This window comes from Aquirufa sp. (assembly GCF_044239315.1).
In the GTDB taxonomy this organism is placed as follows: Bacteria; Bacteroidota; Bacteroidia; order Cytophagales; family Spirosomataceae; genus Aquirufa.
Window position 1 is genome coordinate 1 of the sequence record NZ_JBIIBQ010000026.1, and the last position, 18,681, is coordinate 18,681.

21 protein-coding genes, 1 tRNA gene and 1 pseudogene are annotated in these 18,681 nt (G+C 38.0%); 8 read left to right on the forward strand and 15 right to left on the reverse strand.

The features are described from left to right. Window positions 1–454 (forward strand): annotated as a pseudogene (locus tag ACILP5_RS09425) (4-hydroxy-3-methylbut-2-enyl diphosphate reductase); the annotation flags it as partial. Here the strand turns inward: ACILP5_RS09425 and ACILP5_RS09430 are convergent. From ACILP5_RS09430 to ACILP5_RS09465, 8 genes are all read right to left on the reverse strand, one after another. Beyond that, window positions 429–1,316, reverse strand: coding sequence for a fructosamine kinase family protein (locus ACILP5_RS09430; RefSeq protein ID WP_395618399.1), 888 nt, complete (start codon window positions 1,314–1,316; stop codon window positions 429–431). The pseudogene ACILP5_RS09425 and the gene ACILP5_RS09430 sit on opposite strands and share 26 nt — an antisense overlap. Window positions 1,317–1,325: 9 nt before the next feature. Further along, a complete protein-coding gene (locus ACILP5_RS09435; RefSeq protein WP_395618400.1) occupies window positions 1,326–1,835 on the reverse strand; it encodes a DUF2480 family protein in 510 nt (169 codons plus the stop codon). Between the two features lies 1 nt (window position 1,836). Continuing rightward, on the reverse strand, window positions 1,837–2,511 hold the full coding sequence (gene tsaB, locus ACILP5_RS09440; protein WP_395618401.1) for a tRNA (adenosine(37)-N6)-threonylcarbamoyltransferase complex dimerization subunit type 1 TsaB: 675 nt from the start codon (window positions 2,509–2,511) through the stop codon (window positions 1,837–1,839). Continuing rightward, complete coding sequence (locus ACILP5_RS09445) at window positions 2,508–4,085, reverse strand: S41 family peptidase (RefSeq protein ID WP_395618402.1); 1,578 nt, start codon at window positions 4,083–4,085, stop codon at window positions 2,508–2,510. Before ACILP5_RS09445 ends, tsaB begins: the two co-directional genes overlap by 4 nt. Beyond that, window positions 4,069–4,473, reverse strand: a complete 405-nt coding sequence (locus ACILP5_RS09450) for a ribonuclease P protein component (protein WP_395618403.1) — start codon at window positions 4,471–4,473, stop codon at window positions 4,069–4,071. Before ACILP5_RS09450 ends, ACILP5_RS09445 begins: the two co-directional genes overlap by 17 nt. A 62-nt stretch (window positions 4,474–4,535) precedes the next feature. Then, entirely contained in the window at window positions 4,536–4,691 is a 156-nt protein-coding gene (rpmH, locus tag ACILP5_RS09455) for a 50S ribosomal protein L34 (protein WP_130895343.1), read from the reverse strand. 93 nt (window positions 4,692–4,784) lie between these two features. Further along, window positions 4,785–5,090, reverse strand: coding sequence for a 30S ribosomal protein S10 (gene rpsJ / locus ACILP5_RS09460; protein WP_130895342.1), 306 nt, complete (start codon window positions 5,088–5,090; stop codon window positions 4,785–4,787). Window positions 5,091–5,195: 105 nt separating this feature from the next. After that, the gene (locus tag ACILP5_RS09465) at window positions 5,196–7,298 is read right to left on the reverse strand and encodes a hypothetical protein (protein ID WP_395618404.1); all 2,103 of its coding nucleotides are present in this window, start codon (window positions 7,296–7,298) and stop codon (window positions 5,196–5,198) included. A 207-nt stretch (window positions 7,299–7,505) separates the two neighbouring features. On the opposite strand from ACILP5_RS09465, the gene atpD reads away from it, so the two are divergent. The 5 genes from atpD (at window position 7,506) to ACILP5_RS09490 (ending at window position 11,379) form a co-directional block, all read left to right on the forward strand. Continuing rightward, window positions 7,506–9,023, forward strand: coding sequence for a F0F1 ATP synthase subunit beta (gene atpD, locus ACILP5_RS09470; protein WP_395618405.1), 1,518 nt, complete (start codon window positions 7,506–7,508; stop codon window positions 9,021–9,023). 8 nt (window positions 9,024–9,031) lie between these two features. Continuing rightward, window positions 9,032–9,262: a F0F1 ATP synthase subunit epsilon gene (locus ACILP5_RS09475; protein WP_130895339.1), complete on the forward strand. Its 231-nt coding sequence runs from the start codon at window positions 9,032–9,034 to the stop codon at window positions 9,260–9,262. 7 nt (window positions 9,263–9,269) lie between these two features. After that, window positions 9,270–9,842, forward strand: coding sequence for a hypothetical protein (locus ACILP5_RS09480; RefSeq protein WP_395618406.1), 573 nt, complete (start codon window positions 9,270–9,272; stop codon window positions 9,840–9,842). A gap of 115 nt (window positions 9,843–9,957) precedes the next feature. Then, complete coding sequence (locus ACILP5_RS09485; protein WP_395618407.1) at window positions 9,958–10,404, forward strand: MarR family winged helix-turn-helix transcriptional regulator; 447 nt, start codon at window positions 9,958–9,960, stop codon at window positions 10,402–10,404. 75 nt (window positions 10,405–10,479) lie between these two features. Then, on the forward strand, window positions 10,480–11,379 hold the full coding sequence (locus tag ACILP5_RS09490) for a flagellar motor protein MotB (protein ID WP_395618408.1): 900 nt from the start codon (window positions 10,480–10,482) through the stop codon (window positions 11,377–11,379). Window positions 11,380–11,441: 62 nt separating this feature from the next. On the opposite strand, the gene ACILP5_RS09495 is transcribed toward ACILP5_RS09490, so the two are convergent. The 6 genes from ACILP5_RS09495 to ACILP5_RS09520 all read right to left on the reverse strand — a co-directional run bounded on the left by ACILP5_RS09495 (window position 11,442) and on the right by ACILP5_RS09520 (window position 16,484). Further along, window positions 11,442–11,756, reverse strand: coding sequence for a LytR/AlgR family response regulator transcription factor (locus ACILP5_RS09495; RefSeq protein ID WP_395618409.1), 315 nt, complete (start codon window positions 11,754–11,756; stop codon window positions 11,442–11,444). Between the two features lie 307 nt (window positions 11,757–12,063). Continuing rightward, window positions 12,064–13,386, reverse strand: a complete 1,323-nt coding sequence (locus ACILP5_RS09500; RefSeq protein ID WP_395618410.1) for an N-acetylmuramoyl-L-alanine amidase — start codon at window positions 13,384–13,386, stop codon at window positions 12,064–12,066. Between the two features lie 149 nt (window positions 13,387–13,535). Next, entirely contained in the window at window positions 13,536–13,898 is a 363-nt protein-coding gene (locus ACILP5_RS09505) for a BlaI/MecI/CopY family transcriptional regulator (RefSeq protein WP_395618411.1), read from the reverse strand. A gap of 65 nt (window positions 13,899–13,963) precedes the next feature. Beyond that, window positions 13,964–14,620 (reverse strand): recombinase family protein, encoded by a 657-nt coding sequence (locus tag ACILP5_RS09510; protein WP_395618412.1) that lies wholly within the window; start codon window positions 14,618–14,620, stop codon window positions 13,964–13,966. A 261-nt stretch (window positions 14,621–14,881) separates the two neighbouring features. Further along, the gene (locus ACILP5_RS09515) at window positions 14,882–15,496 is read right to left on the reverse strand and encodes a hypothetical protein (RefSeq protein ID WP_395618413.1); all 615 of its coding nucleotides are present in this window, start codon (window positions 15,494–15,496) and stop codon (window positions 14,882–14,884) included. 223 nt (window positions 15,497–15,719) lie between these two features. Continuing rightward, window positions 15,720–16,484, reverse strand: a complete 765-nt coding sequence (locus ACILP5_RS09520; RefSeq protein ID WP_395618414.1) for a hypothetical protein — start codon at window positions 16,482–16,484, stop codon at window positions 15,720–15,722. A 305-nt stretch (window positions 16,485–16,789) separates the two neighbouring features. On the opposite strand from ACILP5_RS09520, the gene ACILP5_RS09525 reads away from it, so the two are divergent. Together ACILP5_RS09525 and ACILP5_RS09530 are read left to right on the forward strand one after the other, a co-directional pair. Next, the gene (locus tag ACILP5_RS09525; RefSeq protein ID WP_395618415.1) at window positions 16,790–16,987 is read left to right on the forward strand and encodes a hypothetical protein; all 198 of its coding nucleotides are present in this window, start codon (window positions 16,790–16,792) and stop codon (window positions 16,985–16,987) included. Continuing rightward, the gene (locus ACILP5_RS09530; protein WP_395618431.1) at window positions 16,974–18,611 is read left to right on the forward strand and encodes a recombinase family protein; all 1,638 of its coding nucleotides are present in this window, start codon (window positions 16,974–16,976) and stop codon (window positions 18,609–18,611) included. Before ACILP5_RS09525 ends, ACILP5_RS09530 begins: the two co-directional genes overlap by 14 nt. On the opposite strand, the gene ACILP5_RS09535 is transcribed toward ACILP5_RS09530, so the two are convergent. Further along, a tRNA-Met gene (locus ACILP5_RS09535) sits at window positions 18,571–18,643 on the reverse strand. The two genes, ACILP5_RS09530 and ACILP5_RS09535, sit on opposite strands and share 41 nt — an antisense overlap. Window positions 18,644–18,681: the final 38 nt, after the last annotated feature.

An 18,681-nucleotide genomic window follows, 5' to 3' on the forward strand; every position in this document is an offset into this window, starting at 1 on the left:
TATCCGCTTGCACTACCAAGTGGCACCAGAAAATATCAAGGATTATTTTGCTGACACGCGCGATACGCTTTGCTATGCGACGAACGATAACCAAAGTGCAACCTATGGTTTATTAGCCGAGGAGGCCGATTTTGCGATTGTCGCCGGCGGCTATAATTCTTCGAACACGGCTCACTTAGTTGACTTGTGCGTGGCGAAATTACCGACCTTTTTCATCAAGAATGCGGAGAAGTTGATTTCAGCAGAAGAGGTTTTACATTTTGAAAACGCTACAAAAGAAGAAAACACTACCTACAACTTTATTCCAGCGAAAGAGAAAGTACGCGTCTTATTGACGTGTGGTGCTTCATGTCCTGATGCGGTAATGGAAGAAATCTTACGGAAACTAGTTTCCTTCTTTCCAGGTGCGAAGGATGTGGATGAAGTGGTTAATACGAATCTACAATCTTCTTAACAGCAGGCAAATAACCTTCTCCGAAAAGGTTGACGTGCACTAAGAGTGGGTACAGATTGTACAAGGGGATGCGTTCGTGGAATCCGTTTTCAATGGGAAAGTTCGCGTTATAGGCTTCGTAGAAACTTTCTTCGAACCCTCCAAACATCGTTGTAAAGGCAAGCTCCGCCTCTCTAAATCCATAATAGCAAGCAGGATCCACGAGTGTAATTAATCCTGCTGGGTTTGTCATTACATTGCCTGACCAAAGATCCCCATGTAATAAAGCGGACTTTTCATTGGGCAAAAGCGAAGGTAGTTTCTCAAACAATACTTCAAATTTCGCCTCTAAAGCAGCGTCGATCTTACGATCATAGATCGCTCTAGCTAATTGGTTGCGTAAGCGATGTTCGATGAAAAACGCGATACCATCCTGATTCCAAGAATTGATTTGTGGAGCCGCGCCGATGTAGTTGGTATAATCAAGTCCATGGCCGTTTTTCGACGAATTTTTATGTAATAGAGCCAGCTTCTCCCCAAAATCAACCCAGTAATTTGCCGCCTTTTCTCCTGAAGGAATGCATTCCATCATCAAGTATTCTTTCTCTTCCATCGTTCCCGTTCCCATAACGCTCGGTACGGAGATGGAGGAAGTTTTTCCGATCAAATCTAAGTTTTTCGCCTCTGCGTCAAACAAACCTTGGTGATCTCCTTGGTTCCATTTGATGAAGTATTCGTCCGCATTTTTTAATTGCACACGCACTGCCAAGTTAAAATTCCCCCCATAGAAAAATTCTAGGTCCTTCACCTCGGTGTTTTCACCTAAGTGATGCTGGATGATCTTATCAATAAATTGGTATTGTGCTTGCGTTTCAGTGGACATAAATCAAAATTACGATTTTCTTTTATAAAGCGGAACCGTGCTGCAAGGTTCTCCATAAAACAAGCTCTTTGCCACTGGCTGTAATAATTGGGTAATTTTTAGGTAGGCATCTGTGGGAACCGATTCTTTAGAGCAACCTTTGATGACGATTTTGGCATCTTGAAAATCTTCCGGATTTATCTTCGACAAAGTTTGTTCAAACAAGGTCTTTTCTAAATCGGCCAAATTTCCGAAAACGAGTGTCTTCGCAAAAGGAGTCAACTGAACGCCTAATAACATATAGGCCCAGGTGGGGATAATCGCATCTTCGCTGCAACCAACTGCTACGTGCTTTCCTGCGTAGCTCGACCAATCATTACTAGCGATGAACTCCCTAAAGTCCTTCTCTCTCAAGGCGATACCTTGGAATAATTGCTCTTTTATGTCGATGAAAACACGGTCTCCTGGAATGCGTAAATCTTCTAAATCGATTTGCGTTAGCCCACTTTGGTTTACTCTATTGATGATTTCCTCCGCCATGTTACAAGGATTTAAGTTTCGGTTTGGTGCCCATATATTCTTTCAAATAATCAGGCTCTTTCGTAACGAGATTCTCGAATTTTTCGTTCAAATAGGCCTCATAGGCTAATTTACCCATATATTTTGCCTCTGGCAATAAAGGTCCTTCCAAAAAGGTGATGGATGGATGCGAGCAGCTTTCTTGCCATTTTGCTGATCCATTTCCAAAAGCAAGTATAGGCTTGAATTCCTGGAAAGACTCTGGGCTTAGAATATGAGCTTCTTGTGGAGATAATTCCTCTAGTGTTGACGAGTACACTGCTGCATAAACTTCCATTCTTCGGGCATCTAATAGGGGTAAAAGTAAGACATCAGCCGGCGTTTGAACGGCTGAGGCTAATACCTGCAAGGTGGGTAGACAGATTAAAGGCTTGTCTAAAGCGAAGCAAATTCCCTTCGCCGTCGCTAAACCTATGCGCAAACCAGTATAAGAACCGGGTCCGTTTGAAACGGCGACGGCGGAAATGTCTTGTAGTGAGCAACCCGCCGTCTTAATTACCGTTTCAATCAATAAAGTGAGGGCTTTGGAATGAGAACCCTCTTCCGCAACCAATTCCTGACTGATCAATTGCCCTTTATCGTGTAAGGCAACGGAACAATTTTGGGTCGATGTATCTAAACTAAGGATCAGACTCATTTCAATGCAGTGATTAATTCCACCCCTTTTAAAAGGCTCGGATCATTTTCAAAAGACCATTCATTAATCCCTTTTTTCAGGTAATAATGGTGCACTATTTCTTGTTCCAATAACGCCGAAATTACTTTTTTGTTCGCATTCATTTCTTTAGCGACTGACGAATCCCACTCTGGCTTGATTTTCTCTAGTGTTGCCGTCAAATTCGCATACAAAGGGTCTTTCTGCGTTTCTTTGAGTAATTCACGCATCTGTTTTTCTAACGGACTTTCATACTTGAATGGGCTAGCCTTTACCCATTGAACGAAATCTTCGAATTCTTTATCCGTCACACTAAATCTAGCAGCAGGCACAATTGTAGTATGTTGTAATTTATAAAGACGGGCATATTGAAAAAAGATTTTCTCTTTAATCAATTGCTGAATTAAACTATTCGCTTGAGGCCTACCCACCAATACATCAGGTTCAATTCCACCTCCAGCATTGACTTTTCTGCCGTTTCGCGTTTTGAATTCGCGCTTTGTCGTGTCCTTATTTTCGGAATAATCGATGGCTTGAATGCAACGACCACTCGGAATATAATATTTTGCCGTGGTAATTTTGATTTTTGCACGGTAAGGTAAATCGCGTGTCACCTGCACCAGTCCTTTTCCAAAACTCCGTTGGCCCACAATGGTCGCCCGATCATAATCCTGTAAAACTCCCGCCACAATTTCAGCTGCAGAAGCTGAGTTCTGATTGATCAAAACGACAATAGGTAGAGAGGTATCCCAGCTGGAATTTAAAGCTTTATAATTTGCATTCCACTCTTGTAATTTACCCTTTGTACTTACGATGGGTGTTTCTTTAGCTAAAAAAAAGTTGCAAATGTCAATGGCTTGGGTCAATAAACCGCCGGGATTGTTGCGTAAATCCAGGATTAACTTCTTCATTCCCTCTTTCTTTAATTGAACGAGGGCTGCCTTCATTTCTTTTGTGGCAGATTGATTAAACTCTTCTAACTGGATGTAACCGATACCTGGTCGAATGATTCCTGCATAGCCCACATTTTTGATTTGAACAGTGGATCGGTTGATGGTTAAAGTAAGCTGAGCCTCTCCTCGTTTAATCTGAGCGACCAATTTACTGTCTTTAGGTCCTTTGATTAGCATACTCGGGTCAGAATCTTCCGTAATCTGGGTGCCATTGATGGAGATTAATTGATCTCCTGTTTGGAGTCCAGCTTGCAAAGCAGGGCTCGATTCGTCTACATAGGTAACAAAATAACCTTTGTCCACCCAAGAAGCTCTGATGCCGATTCCTTCGTACTTTCCAGTGGTTAGTGTAGTGAATTCGTCCAAATCTTCCTCTGGATAATAGACTGTGTAAGGATCTAATTGATCCAGCATGCCATCGATAGAGTTTTGAACCACTTTATTTGGATCAATCGGATCCACATAAAATTGATTGAGTTCTTTGATGACGCTAGCATATATGTCCAGGTTTTTAGCGAGATCAAACAACTGATCGGCCCGGCTAAAGGCCCATAAGCCTAATCCTAAAAATACGAGAAGGCTTATTTTAAGTAGTTGCTTCATTCGTTTGGGTGAATTTGTCTAAAATAGTGGCCATTTTTTTATGGATTTTGTCCGATGGCTCGATGGAAGAACCAATATAGACAAAAGCCAATACATCTGGAAGTTTTGCTTTCCCCTCTCCTTGAAAATGAGGTTTATTCAGGCGATAGGCTTCGCGAATACGACGCTTGAGGGTATTGCGGTCCACGGCTTTGCTGAAACGGCGTTTGGGAACCGAAATCAAAATCTGCGGATTTGCTAAATCCTTTTCGTAGGGATTCTCTTGGATGTATAAAACGCGAAAAGGATAGACAAATCGCTCTTCAACGATTCGACTATCCTTCTCGAACAAGGAATCTATAATCTTAATGTGCGTTAGACGCTCTGATTTAGAAAATGTAAATTTCAAAGCAGGAATACTAAGTGTACAACAATAGCAAACCAGAAATCTTCTTTTCTAAGATCTATGGCTTATTTGCCTCTTTTTTCGTCTGAAACAGTCAACTTGTGACGTCCTTTAGCACGACGGTTTGTCAATACGCGACGACCGTTTGCCGTAGACATACGCTCACGGAAACCGTGTTTGTTCTTTCTCTTACGTACAGAGGGTTGAAAAGTTCTTTTCATTTCTTTATTTGTTAAAGCAGCCCATCATTTCGATTGGGGCTTGCAAAGGTAAAACAAAATATTTATTCATCAAGCTTACAGCTTGACAGGTCCTTAAACCTTGATTTCTACGTCTACTCCTGATGGCAATTCTAATTTCATCAAAGCATCTACTGTTTTTGCAGAAGAAGAGAAGATGTCAATTAGACGCTTGTAAGTACATAATTGGAATTGCTCACGTGCTTTCTTGTTAACGTGTGGTGAACGTAAAACAGTGAATTTCTCAATTTTTGTTGGAAGTGGGATAGGGCCAGAAACAACAGCTCCTGTAGCTTTTACCGCTTTAACGATTTTCTCTGCTGATTTGTCTACCAAAGAGTGGTCAAATGACTTCAGCTTAATGCGAATTTTTTGATTCATAAAAGATGGTTCTTTAAATGGTTAAGCAGCGAAAGAACCATTTACTCCGCTACTTAAATTAATTAGGACTGCAAAAGTACAGAATGTCACTTAATTATACAAGCCCTAAAATTTAGTTTTTTCTAGAGCGCGTTGTTTTTCAGCTAAGTAGCTCGCCTGCGAGGCTTGGTAAAGTACAGGATTTAGCGTTCTCAATTTTTCCATCGCCTCGTCTGCATAGTTAATTTCACCCATTTTAAGCGCCTGCATGGCGTAAATTGGATAATATGCGGGGTTTTGCTCGTTCCATTGTAAAGCAGATAGCGCTGCCTCGTAGCCTTTTTTCGTAGGTACGAGTGGGATGGCCTGTTGTAAAACAGGGATTTGAAAAGGGTATTTTTCTAAAATTTCTACCGCATTCGTACGCGAAATAGGGGGTGTCTTCACCGGAAAGGCCGTGGCATATTTCCAAAAAGCTAAAACACCCATCATTCCCGAACCCTGCGTCGTGTCTGCCGCGATCGATATATTTAATTGATTCAAGGCAACTAAAGGCTTAGCATGGTAAAAATGTTGCCAAGACTTTAAAAGTTCTAGTTCTGGGAAAATGGCAGAGAGGGATTTTTGCCAGCTAGCTAGATCATATACCGGGGCTTTTTGCTTCCAAAATAATAACCCATTATACAAGTAGACCAAATCGCGCAAATCTGCTTTTGGAGTAAAGGTAGGATTCATCGGTGCGGTAGGAATTCCAGAGGCTACTAGATTAGCCTGTACAGCCAAGTCCTCAGAAGGGTTGAATTCCGGTTTTTGCTTTAAGTAAATCTTATCAGCGTAGATTTTATTCGCTAGGTAGAGCGGGTTCTCTGGTGCTGAGTCATAGGCTTGATTGTAAAAATAGGCAGCGGAATCCGGCGAGGCCAGTCTTTCGTATTGCAAGGCAATTTGAGTGGCAATGCGCGGATCTGTAGCATTGCTTTTCTGCAACGTAAATAGTGCATCGAAGGGATGGTTTTCTGCGGCAAAAATGTTGGCCAATGCTACAGATAGCGCAGGGTCTTTATTGATGCTTTGGCTAGTAGCGACATAATAGGCAAAACTCTCTGTGTCGCCGGCTTGTTGGGCGAGGGCGGCAAGACTTAAATTGCTTTTTGTATTTAAGCGACTGTGCAAGGTGGCATTCTTGTAGTGGATCTCTGCCATCGTCCGGTCCTCTAATAAGGTGGCTACATCACCTGAATAATTTTCTTTGGCCGCCATTCCCAGATGGTAGGCGCCTGAATTGAAAGCGAAAACTGCCCCCAGGCTTAAAATAAGCACTCCGATTTGAATTAAGTGTAGCGGAAGTATCGCTGCTTTGTATATGACTTTATGGATGGGTAAGTTTTTTGAAAGTAGCGGTCCAAAATTGCGGATAATGAATAAAGGAAAAAGTAGACCCATTAATACCTGATTAATCAAATTCCAGCTTTCTATCGCCTGTAAACCTGGTGTGTTTGCGTGCCACAGGATCGGTATTAAAGCAGAGATGGACAGAAGGAATAATCCCAGTAGCGTCTTGTTATCTTTGTTTTGGTACATAAAAACTCCCATAGCTATGAGCACCCATATAAAGGCTGGAATAGCAGTTCTAATGCCTAGGTCAAAACGTTGATTGCCAAAAGTTAAAAGCAAATTGATTCCCCATACTAAACCCAAGATCGTCCGATTCTTCTTCGAAACCATCCGATCACGCCCTTGCGCCAAGCCCATCAATAAGGAAGGAATGGCGGCCGCGCTCAAGACCGATAAACCTGCCAAAGCCAATAAACTCAAGCTAAATAGTTGTCTAGAAATAATTTGTGCCAAGGCGGGAAACGAAGCGTCAGATAGGGTAAATGACACAATTCCTAACCACAAAGTGGCACCGATAATGGACTGCCAGGCCGGTATAAAGGAAAATAGCACGACAAAAACACCGATAATTGCTAATATGAATCCAATGATCTCTGGCGTCGCGTCCAGTGTTACTGATTGAATTTGAAAGTTTTGGCGGATAAAATATACGTTCGTGTGCAAATTTTGGCCAGCTTGCGTATCTACCACTTTTTCAAAAGGCATCATTTCCGAGATCTCAACCCAGCTAAAAAGTGCGGTTCCTCCCCACATCCAAAGTCCCAAAACTGTAATTAACAGCAAGGAGCAGGCATAAAAAATGCTTTTCGAAAAAGAGGGCAGAGTCAAGCGCATATTTTGGTCCAAAAATTGAATTCCTAAATTTCACACAAACTACGATTCATTCAAAGAAATTGGCGGATTTTGGCAAAAAATAGTTGAAAAATACTAATTTCAGTTTTGGTAAATTCGAATTTTGAGGCTAATTTTGCAGTCCGAATGTGATAGATATTCGGAAACAACATAAATTCATTAGTTTTTAGCTAACAAATTAAAATTCAAATGGCAAACGCAGTTAATAAAGGAAAAGTTGCGCAAGTAATTGGACCCGTTGTCGATGTGAGCTTCGAAGGTGAAGGATCACATTTACCAGCGATCTTGAATGCTCTTTCAGTAACGAAATCAAATGGTCAAACGCTTGTTCTTGAGGTGCAGCAGCACTTAGGAGAGGATCGCGTAAGAACGATTGCGATGGAAGGAACGGAAGGTCTTCAACGTGGACAAGAGGTAATCGATAAAGGTACTCCGATGACAATGCCTACAGGAGAAGGCATTAAAGGTCGTTTGTTTAACGTAGTAGGTGATGCCATCGATGGTATCGCTCAACCTAAGTCAGACAAAGGATTGCCGATTCACCGTGCTGCGCCTAAATTTGACGAATTAGCAACAACTACAGAAGTTTTATTCACAGGAATTAAAGTGATTGACTTGTTAGCACCTTACGTAAAGGGTGGTAAGATTGGTTTATTCGGTGGTGCCGGTGTAGGTAAAACCGTATTGATCATGGAGTTGATTAATAATATTGCCAAAGCATACGAAGGTCTTTCGGTATTCGCAGGTGTAGGTGAGCGTACTCGTGAGGGTAACGACTTATTACGTGAGATGATTGAATCAGGCGTTATCAAGTATGGTGAGGAATTTAAGCACGCGATGGAAGCTGGCGAGTGGGATCTTTCTAAAGTAGATCAAACAGAACTAGCAAAATCACAAGCTACCCTAGTGTTCGGTCAAATGAACGAGCCTCCTGGAGCCCGTGCTCGTGTAGCTTTATCAGGATTAACAGTTGCGGAACACTTCCGTGATGGGGACGGCGAAGGTCAAGGTCGTGATATCCTATTCTTTATCGATAACATCTTCCGTTTTACACAAGCGGGATCTGAGGTATCTGCCCTTTTAGGTCGTATGCCATCTGCGGTAGGTTACCAACCAACCTTAGCAACAGAAATGGGTGCGATGCAAGAGCGTATCACTTCCACGAAGCGTGGTTCGATTACCTCTGTACAAGCGGTTTACGTACCTGCCGATGACTTAACGGATCCAGCTCCCGCAACCACGTTTGCTCACTTAGATGCTACCACCGTATTATCTCGTAAGATTGCTGAATTAGGTATCTACCCAGCGGTGGATCCATTGGATTCTTCCTCACGTATCTTATCTGCAGAAGTATTGGGCGATGCTCACTACAACACGGCTCAACGTGTGAAGGAAATCTTACAACGTTATAAAGAATTACAAGATATCATCGCGATCTTAGGTTTAGATGAATTATCGGAAGAAGATAAATTAGTTGTTTCTCGTGCTCGCCGTGTACAACGTTTCTTGTCACAACCTTTCTTCGTGGCAGAACAATTTACAGGCTTAAAAGGCGTTCTTGTAGATATCAACGATACGATCAAAGGTTTCAACGCGATCATCGATGGTGGATACGATCACCTTCCAGAAGCTGCTTTCAACTTAGTAGGTACTATTGAGGATGCGGTAGTGAAAGGAGAGAAATTATTAGCTGAGGCTGCTAAATAAATAAAATTATGTTTGTAGAAATTATTACACCGGATCGTAAAGTTTTCTCTGCAGAAGCATCTGTGGTGACTTTACCTGGCGTTAATGGTTCCTTCCAAATTTTAAATGACCACGCAGCCATCGTTTCTACTTTAGCAAAAGGAGAATTAACGGCTGATAAAGAGGTCTTCCAAATCGAAGGAGGAGTTGTTGAAGTTTTGAATAATCGAGTACTTGTTTTAGCCGAAGGCGTTAACTAACATTCTCATGAAAAAACTTGCCATTTTATTATTTGCAACGGTCTTATTAAGCTCCTGCTCAGAAAAGGCCTTTTTAACCGGGTCTATTTTAGCAACCGTGAAGGAAAGTAATATTCCCTTGCAAAAGATTCAGTTCTATAATGATAATGGTTTGATTTTAGAAAGAGAGATGAGCTCGTCGGATGCGAATGTGAAGGCTGGTGCCTTGGTTTTCAAAAACGGCAAGTCCATTAACCGAGTTAGCTTAGAAAAGCAGACGCCAGGTGCTTTATTAAAACAGGACGGGGATAAACTGTATGTTTCTTTTGACAATCCAGCTAAAGAATCAAATAGCTTGGTTTTTGCTCCCGTTTTAGGAGAGCGTGGAGAATATTTTTATCAGCTCGTAGACGAAACAGGTAGTTCTTCTATTTCACGTTTGAACTTTGAAGGGAATAAATACTTGGTCTATAACCAAAAATATGAAGGCTTGACTAAGTCAGTAACCAAAACGCCACGGGTTAGGTTGATGATCATGAAGTCATCTTTAAGTGGATTAAAAGTAAATTCAAAAAGAATGAAAGGTAATCGAGTTCAATAATCGATTGCTTATAATGGATTAAGGAAATAGGATGCTTGCATCCTATTTTTTTTTAGTTCATTTTTGTCCAAAGGTATGTTTCGTATACCCAGTTCGCACAAAAGATAGTACCCCTATGAAAGCAGAAGAGACGATTGATTTTCACATAAAGACCGGTTGGTATGCCATTAGTCGCATGTATAACACCTATTCCGCTCAGTTTGATATGACGATGGCTATTGGGTATGTTCTGCTTCACATTCACAAAGATGGTACTCCAGCTACTAAGATAGCCCCAGCATTAGGCTTAGAGGCTAGATCATTAACTCGGATGTTAAAAACATTAGAAGAAAAGAAATGGATTGAAAGATCTGCTAATTATGAGGATAAACGTGTCGTTAAGATTTTTTTAACAGAGATTGGAAAGAAGAAGCGTGATCAAGCCAGAAAGGGGGTTATTGCATTCAATAAGTTGATTTATGATCGAGTTCCTCCAGAAAAATTACAGGTCTTTTTTGAAGTTATGTCTTCTGTAAATCAGGTTTTAGAAGTTGATGCCGGAGAAATTTTAAAAACAATTTAGAAAAAAATGTATTTCGGGATACATATATTAAAGTAGATCCTTATTTTTGCTTGATAATTAAACTTAAACTGCGTTATGAAAAAACTACTCTTGGTATTCGCAATGATGCCTTTCTTATTTACTTCTTGTGTAGGGAAGAAGAAACTAGCGGATATGGAATCACAACTAACTCAATTACAAGCTTCAAGTAGCTCAGCTTTATCGAAAGCGAAAGCAGATTTATCAGATTGCCAATCTTTGACAGCCAGCCTACAAGGTGAATTGAAAAAAAGAGATACTGATTTAGAAGCAAAAAATGGTCAATTGAAAGCTTTACAAGAGCAATTAGACTATTTCAAGAAGACAAATACTAATTTATTAGATCGTTTATCTGATCTTTCAGTTATTAATAAATCGGGTGCAGAGAGTATCCGCAAGTCTTTGGATGCCTTAAACGAACAAGGAAAATACATCAAAGATTTGAACTCATCTATCCAACGTAAGGATTCATTGAATTTATCTTTAGTGATGAACTTGAAGCGTTCATTAGCTGATGTAAATGATGAAGATGTAACTGTTGAGGTAAAGAAAGGGGTTGTTTATATCTCTATCTCCGACAACTTGATGTTTGCATCAGGAAGTGCGGTGGTTAACGCTAAAGCGGTTGCTGTACTAGCGAAAGTAGCGAAGGTGTTAAATGACCACAAGGAGCTTGATGTATTAGTAGAAGGACATACTGACTCAGTGCCTATCTCTACTGATTGTATCCAAGACAACTGGGATTTATCTGCAAAGCGTGCTACTTCAGTAGTTCGTGTATTGCAAACGAAGTTTGATGTAGATCCAGAGCGCTTAACAGCAGGTGGACGTGGTGAATATGAGCCAGCTACAGCTAATAAAACAGCTAAAGGACGTAAGGAAAATCGCCGTACGGAGATTATCGTAACTCCTAAGTTAGATCAATTCTTCAGCTTAATGGCGCCACAAGCCAACTAAGCAGTAGGGTAAAAATAAAAAGGGCCTCGATGAAAATCGAGGCCCTTTTTTATGTGGAAAGATTAGGATAATTGTCCTCTGACCAAATCTAGTTTTCTTCGGGATACAGGAAGGGATTGGTTTAAAACTGTTTTTACCGTCTTCGTGTCGTTTAGGTCGTGTCCTATCACATTTACTTTGTTCACAAGATAAGACTTGTGGATGCGAAGAAAGGTTCCTAGGCGTAATTGAGACTCAAATTTCTTTAATGTCTTTGCCATTAAAATCGTTTGGCCATTTTTTAAGAATATGGTGGTGTAATTACCTTTTCCTTCGATGCTGACAATGTCTTCTACTGGGCATTGGTCTAATCCAGGAATTTTCAACGTTTTTCTCATGATTGGTTAGATTATGAAACAAACCTAACTTTTTTGAGAATAGCTTTACTAAAAGAATTATTAAGCGGTTATTTATTTATTTAACGGTAAAATGTCGGTCATAAAAAAAGAGGTCTTTTGCAAGACCTCTTTTCAATGTAGTCAGTACGTTACAAATCTCTAACTCTATATTGATGGATTTACACCAATTATCAAGTGTATTTGAAGATATTCTGAATTAATAAATCTTTGTAGTGAAATGTTGAAGCAGTTTTCACTGTATAAAACAACGTAACACTACTTCCTCCGTTTTGGAGGATGTTTTACTTTATTTTTTATTAGATAGGTATGAAGAAACACCATCTAAAATCATTCTTGCAATTTTATCTTCATTTGATTGAATAATTTTCAAATCCTTTGAATTACTGATAAATCCACATTCAAATAATACTGATGGCATTTTTGTATTTTCTATGACATAAATTCCATTATCACCGCTATTGACCAATTTGCTCTCTTTGAATAAATTACTTGTTGCCATTAAGATATTCTTAGCTAACAAGTTACTCTCAACCACATACTCGTTCTTTTTAAATGGAACGTAACATGCGGTTCCGGTACCTAATTTAGAAGCATCATTATTCAAATGAATTGATATAAACATGTTTGCATTTGCTGAATTTGCAAAATTAGTTCTTTCTGAAAGTTTAACAGATTTGTCAGAATCTCTTGATAGTAAGATTTCAATATTAGGATTGTTGTTTAAAGATTTCACCTTTAAGGCAATGTCTAAAACCAAATCCTTTTCATTAGTTCCGTCTAATGCAGTTGCACCAAGGTCATTCCCACCATGCCCAGCATCTATAACTACTGTATATTTTCTATCTAATTTGGTAATTGGTTTTGAAGCAACGGTGCCATTTCTAAATGCAAATAATAATACTGTTGCTGCAATAATTGGTAAAATAGTTAATCTTCTTAGATAACTAAATTTAGTGTTTTTGGATTTTGAAAACATTTGGATTCTGCGTTTAATTGGTGAAAAGAAAAATGAATTAGTTAATAAATGGTTTTGTGCCGGATATGCCGATGAAAATAGTAATTCGGCCAATACACCAGTGTCTTGATTTTCTATGGATTTGTGGTCTGCAATAAATTCATGTATCAAATACAATTCATTTTTTATTAACCACGTAACGGGATTGAACCAGCCTACCACTAATTGCAATTCAATCCATAATTTGTCAAAAGAATGATGCTCCTCAACATGTACAATTTCGTGAGCGAGAATCCTCTTCCCAACCTCACTTTTCAAATCGATAGAAGTATTCCAAAAAATATATTTAAAAAATGAAAATGGTGCTCCTTTAACATCAGTTAGGATTAAATACATACCGGATAATTCTTTCAAAGGATATATTCTTATAAATTTTCTAATGTTCATTAAAGATTTTATAACCCTTACCATTAAAAAAATAGAAATTGATAACCCGAATATTAATATAAGATTGTCCCAAGAAAAATGGACACTGTTATCAATTACGTCTTGTTCAATTGTAGTATTCGTGGTGGCAATAATATTAGCAACGTGTAACATGTTAGGCGTTTCAACAAGTTGTTCTTTTATTATTTCAATTTTAATCAATGGCATTAACCATGAAAGTACCGTACATCCCAACAAGTAAATCCTGTTGTATTGATGGAACTGATTGTTTCTTAAAACCAACCAGTAATAAGTGTATAGTATTGCGCTACATAGGATAACTTTCAATACATAAAATAGTATAGGTGTCATCCTTGTTATTTTTTGTTTTTTATCTGTTGAAGAAGTAATTCTAAATCTGAGACTTTTAAATCCTCATGTTTTACCATAAAAGAAACTACATCTGAAAATGAGCCCTCAAAATATCCCTCAACCAATGTTTTAATACTTGATGATGAGTATTCTTCCTTGCTTATAGATGGTTCATAACAATGTACTCTACCATGTACTTTATGAGAGATATACCCTTTGTCCATTAAGATTTTTAATATTGTTGCAATGGTATTACTATGTGGCTTGGGTGCCGGCATTGCATCTACCAGGTCTTTCAGATAAGCGGTTTCTAACTTCCAAAGGACCTGCATAACCTGTTCTTCAGCTTTAGTTAATGGTTTATTCATTGTTTCTGATTTATGAAAACAAACCTACAACTAATTTTTTAGTTTAACAACTAATTTTTTAGTTTTTAATGAAAAAACTTAAATTTTGAAGGTTCTGATTTTTTATCTGTGTTGATTAATTGGTGTTTGATAGCCAATTTCTTGGTCTTTATAACCGTAGAATTAGAACACCCTAACTTGTGTGATATGTCACGTACGGTTTTACCTTTTTTTAAGTAGAACAGTACCTTTTGAGTGGTTTCCTTTTGAAGAAAATCATGTTCCGATTGATTGGAACCAACGGGTCTTCCTAACTTACCACCGTTCTGTATATATACTTGAAGACCAACTGATGTACGTTCCTTAATGTTTTCCAATTCCATCTCGTATAGTGAAGACATAACAGATGAAATCATCTTCCAAATCGGGTTCTTTTGACCGTTAGGACGAGATTGTAACCCAAGGTTACGAATGATTACATTCACCTTATTTTCGTCCAACCATTCAAGAGTTCTGATTACATCACCGGTGTTTCGGCCAAGTCTTGAAAATTCCTCGGAAACAAGTGTCTCCAATGACCCATTCTCTACAAGTTCCACCACCTTTTTCCCACCCACTCTATCCTTGAATGAAACAGAACCACTCACTTTGTCCATAATCACCAAATCGTAAGTGTCGTTGTCTTCGGTAAATCTGTTACCTGATTGGGAAACATGAGAAACTCTGTTGTATTTTATCTTCATTTTGTTACCTTAAAAGTCACAGACTAAAATTAATACAAAATGTTGAAAATTACAAATTATTGGGGTCGTGGTTGTGGGAAATCTTGTTACCAACTAATGTATAGTTTTTTTCAAACTTATTACTTGTGGTACCGGTAGGGTTATCAAGAATTTGTTGGGTAATTTCTGATGCCAATCCATACAATGAAATTTGAGTATTAGGGTTTTCATCTTGGATACGTTTAAGAAGTCTTAGGACCTGTGGGGTGTTTAATATTATCTTCATTTTACCTTATAAAGAATACCAAAATAACGTGGTCGTTGAAAGTTATTATCAAATATCTGTTGTATGGTACGGTTGTGTAGTTTTTTTACCGGTACGGACGAATAATCTACTTGGGTAAGATTTGGGATGGTTTCCATAACATTACCATGTGAAAATTTTCCATGATATTCAATCCGTGGTACCAAAGTGTGGTCAATCATTTTAATCCGGGTGGTCAATTGACTTTTGATACGTATATCAAGGTTATCATCATTTGAGAACAAACCATAATTAAGACTTATTACAGGATAATCCTCTGGAGATGATTGATGTATCGATGTGGTTTTGATACCGCCAACAAAATGGTTTGAAAAGAATTGTCGATTGGTAACCGAACCTAATGTGGATAGTCCGTTCGTGAATTTCCTTGATATATCCTGTACCTTTTCCATATCAAATGAATGATAGTTGGTTCGGGTGATTTGTTTGTCGATGGTAATGGTATAGTAATGGTATTGGGTTAAATCCTGGCCAATCTTTGATAATTTATCATCGATGACTTCATTGATATATGATGGAAAGTCTGACACATCAGTACCCATCATTTCTTCTATTGAATATATGTTCTTCATACATATAAATATTTCAAAAAATGAAATTTTACTGTAGTGAGTACGAATTATTTACCGGGACCTCCTTATTTCATTTAGGGTACCATATCATTAGGAGATAATTGGTAATAATCTAATAATTTGATTGGTATATCCAGTAAAATTGATACTCTGAAAGGTGAATTCAATCATGGTTAAGAGTGAGTTGAAGTGAGTACAAAGAATTATTTTAATCGAGGTTAGGTCATTTACAGGTGGGTACCCATACAGGAGACACCACCGGAGGTCTCCAGGAAGAGCGGATACTTCTATCTACACAGGTGTATGGTGCCGGAGTGGGTGTCATAGTGTTCCAAATGAACCAATTATCGACCAAATTAAGTTTTGACCTTTGATTTGATGTAGGTTCTAATTCCTTGGTTACATATTCAAGTACTTCTTCTTCATTATAAATAGAGGTAGTAGTAGAGTGTCCCAATAACCAACCGTTTTTTGAAATTCTTTTGAATTCTTGGTATCTGACAGGTGTTTGAAATAGAATATGGGTATGGTATTTTTTGTTTTCACCGAGTTCAAAAAACACTATACAATTCTTAAACAATTTACCTTTGTTTAGAAAATTCAAGTAGTTGTTGATGTATCGTTTTAGTCCTGATAAATTGTTGATATGAGTGTTCTGGTAGTTGAACTCATATTCATGTCGTTGGATTTCACCTTGAATATCTTTGTTCAATTCTTTGATATAGTCTCGTTCTTTCTTGTTGAGGTCGAACGTACCGGTTAAGTGGTAATTAAAATTCATTGAAGATAAACCTTTGATTAAATCATTCCGATACTTTGTATTAAAATCCACCATAGGTTCTGTGTTAGTTTCGTTTAATAATTTCTCACGTAGTCTTTGGTTTCGTTTATTGATTTTATTCTGTTTTCTTCTCCTGATATTGTATTCTTCTGTGGTTAGTGATAACCTTGGTCTTCCAACACGTTTAATACTTAAATGAGTATCCATATAATTTTTGATGACATGTTTTGGGTAGAAGAATTTCAATCAAGTACTACCCTGTCATTTGATAAATACAAGTGAGTTTAAGAAAAGTCATTTCGAAGTGTTAAATAATTACCAATCAAGCATCCCGAATTCTGGATCGTGGCCAAATTCATTTGTCCCCGAACCTATCAAAATCTTTTTTGACCTTGATTTCTTTTTATGGTTTTTTTTGTGTATATTTTTTAATGTGGGATAAAATACCCCATTAAGTACAACCAGATTGTTCTTTGGAACATGATAAAGAGTGCCAGTAAGATTATGAGAATATGTCAGGTTACGATTCTGAATATAATAAATCAGAGTTTGACGATATTGAAGATGACCCATTACCAATTAAGGATTATCTCCTCACCGACGCGGAGATTATGGGTGTTTTCCCAAACTTGGGAGAACATGATATTGAAAAACTAAAAGAGATTTTATTATTAACAACAGAAAAATTTTACAATTATGGGAAACGCTAATATTTCCGACTTCAACAAATTCATTAAAAAAGAAGAAAAAAAGACCAATACCTATCGTGGTGTTGTAGTTTATTCACGAGTATCTTCACGCCGCCAATTAGAGGACAATAACAGTATTGATTTTCAGGTAAGTGAAATTAACAATTTTTGCCAGGACAAAGGTTATGAAATAATCAACACGTTCGGTCAAAAAAATGAAAGTGCCAAGAGTGATTTCAATCGAAAAGAATTTAAATCTATGATGGACTTCATAAAGAAATCAAAGAGAAAACCCTATGGTATTGTAGTTTATGATGTCAATCGATTTTCACGTACTGGTGGTTCCGCCATCAGTATCGTTGAAGATTTACAAAGTTGTGGTGTTCATTTATTCGAGGTGTCTTCTGACCTTAACACATTAACAGAGAAAGGTCTGTTTAAAATTCAACAAAAACTATTGGATAGTAAAAAAGAAAATATGGACCGAGTAGATACCGTTAAACCTCGGATAGTTCGTCACATGAAAGAGGGTAAGTGGTTTGGAACGGCGCCAGTAGGTTATGACCACTATGGTCCAAGAGTAAAAGATGAGCGGTTCTTTAAAAAACAGCAAAAGATTGTTATTAACAATGATGGAAGAATTCTCAAAGAAGGGTTCATGTTGAAATTGACAGAAAACCTATCGGATGTTGAAATTGCAAAAATCCTCAAGACAAAAGGGTTGGAAATTAACAGAAAAAAACTTGGTACAATTTGGAAGAACCCATTTTACTGCGGTGTGAATCGAAACAAAATGCTTTCGGAGGTCGTTGAAGGTAATTGGGAGAAACTTGTGTCCAAAAAAGATTTCAGGAGGTTACAGGAGGTATTGAAAAATAATCATTCGGGATACAAACATTCAAAGAAAGAAGATTATAAACCATTAACACACTTTATCCGGTGCAATGATTGTTGTAACTATTTATCCGGTTATCGTTCAAAAGGTTATACTTACTATAAATGTAACCATTGTAGAGTGAATGTAAATGGAAATACTTCATCAAAGAATATAGGTGCGGAAGACCTCTTTAAAAACCTATTGAGTAGTTACATGATAAACCCCAAATTCGTTGAATTGGTTAAACTTCAATTAAACAAAGTAATGGGGTTCTATAACCTCACCGAATGTGCCCGTGAAAAAGAGGTCAAGAGTCAATTACAAGAATTACAAAACCAATTGGAAGCGATGGAATATAGGATGGTTAAAGGTGAAATTTCAAAGGAACTATTTGAAAAGTACCTACCTAAAATTCAACATGAAATAACGAATAAGACTCTTGAATTGAATAACATTCAACCAACATTATCTAACCAAGAAGAAACCATCACAAAAGTTTGTAAAAACCTTCAAAATATGGACAAAATATGGGATTTATGTACAGTTGAGGACAAACAAATGCTTCAACAAACCTTGTTCCCCGGCGGTATCTATTTTGATAAGAAAAACCATGGGTATCTAACCAAAAACATAAACAATTTTATGTTAGTAAGTTCTTCTATTTCAACAAGTTATGAAGATAAAAAAAATGAGGACAAACCAAAAAATGATGATTTGTCCTCTTCAGTAGCGGGGGCCAGACTCGAACTGACGACCTTTGGGTTATGAGCCCAACGAGCTACCAACTGCTCCACCCCGCGATATAATTGGGAGTGCAAAGATGCACGTTTCTTTGGGA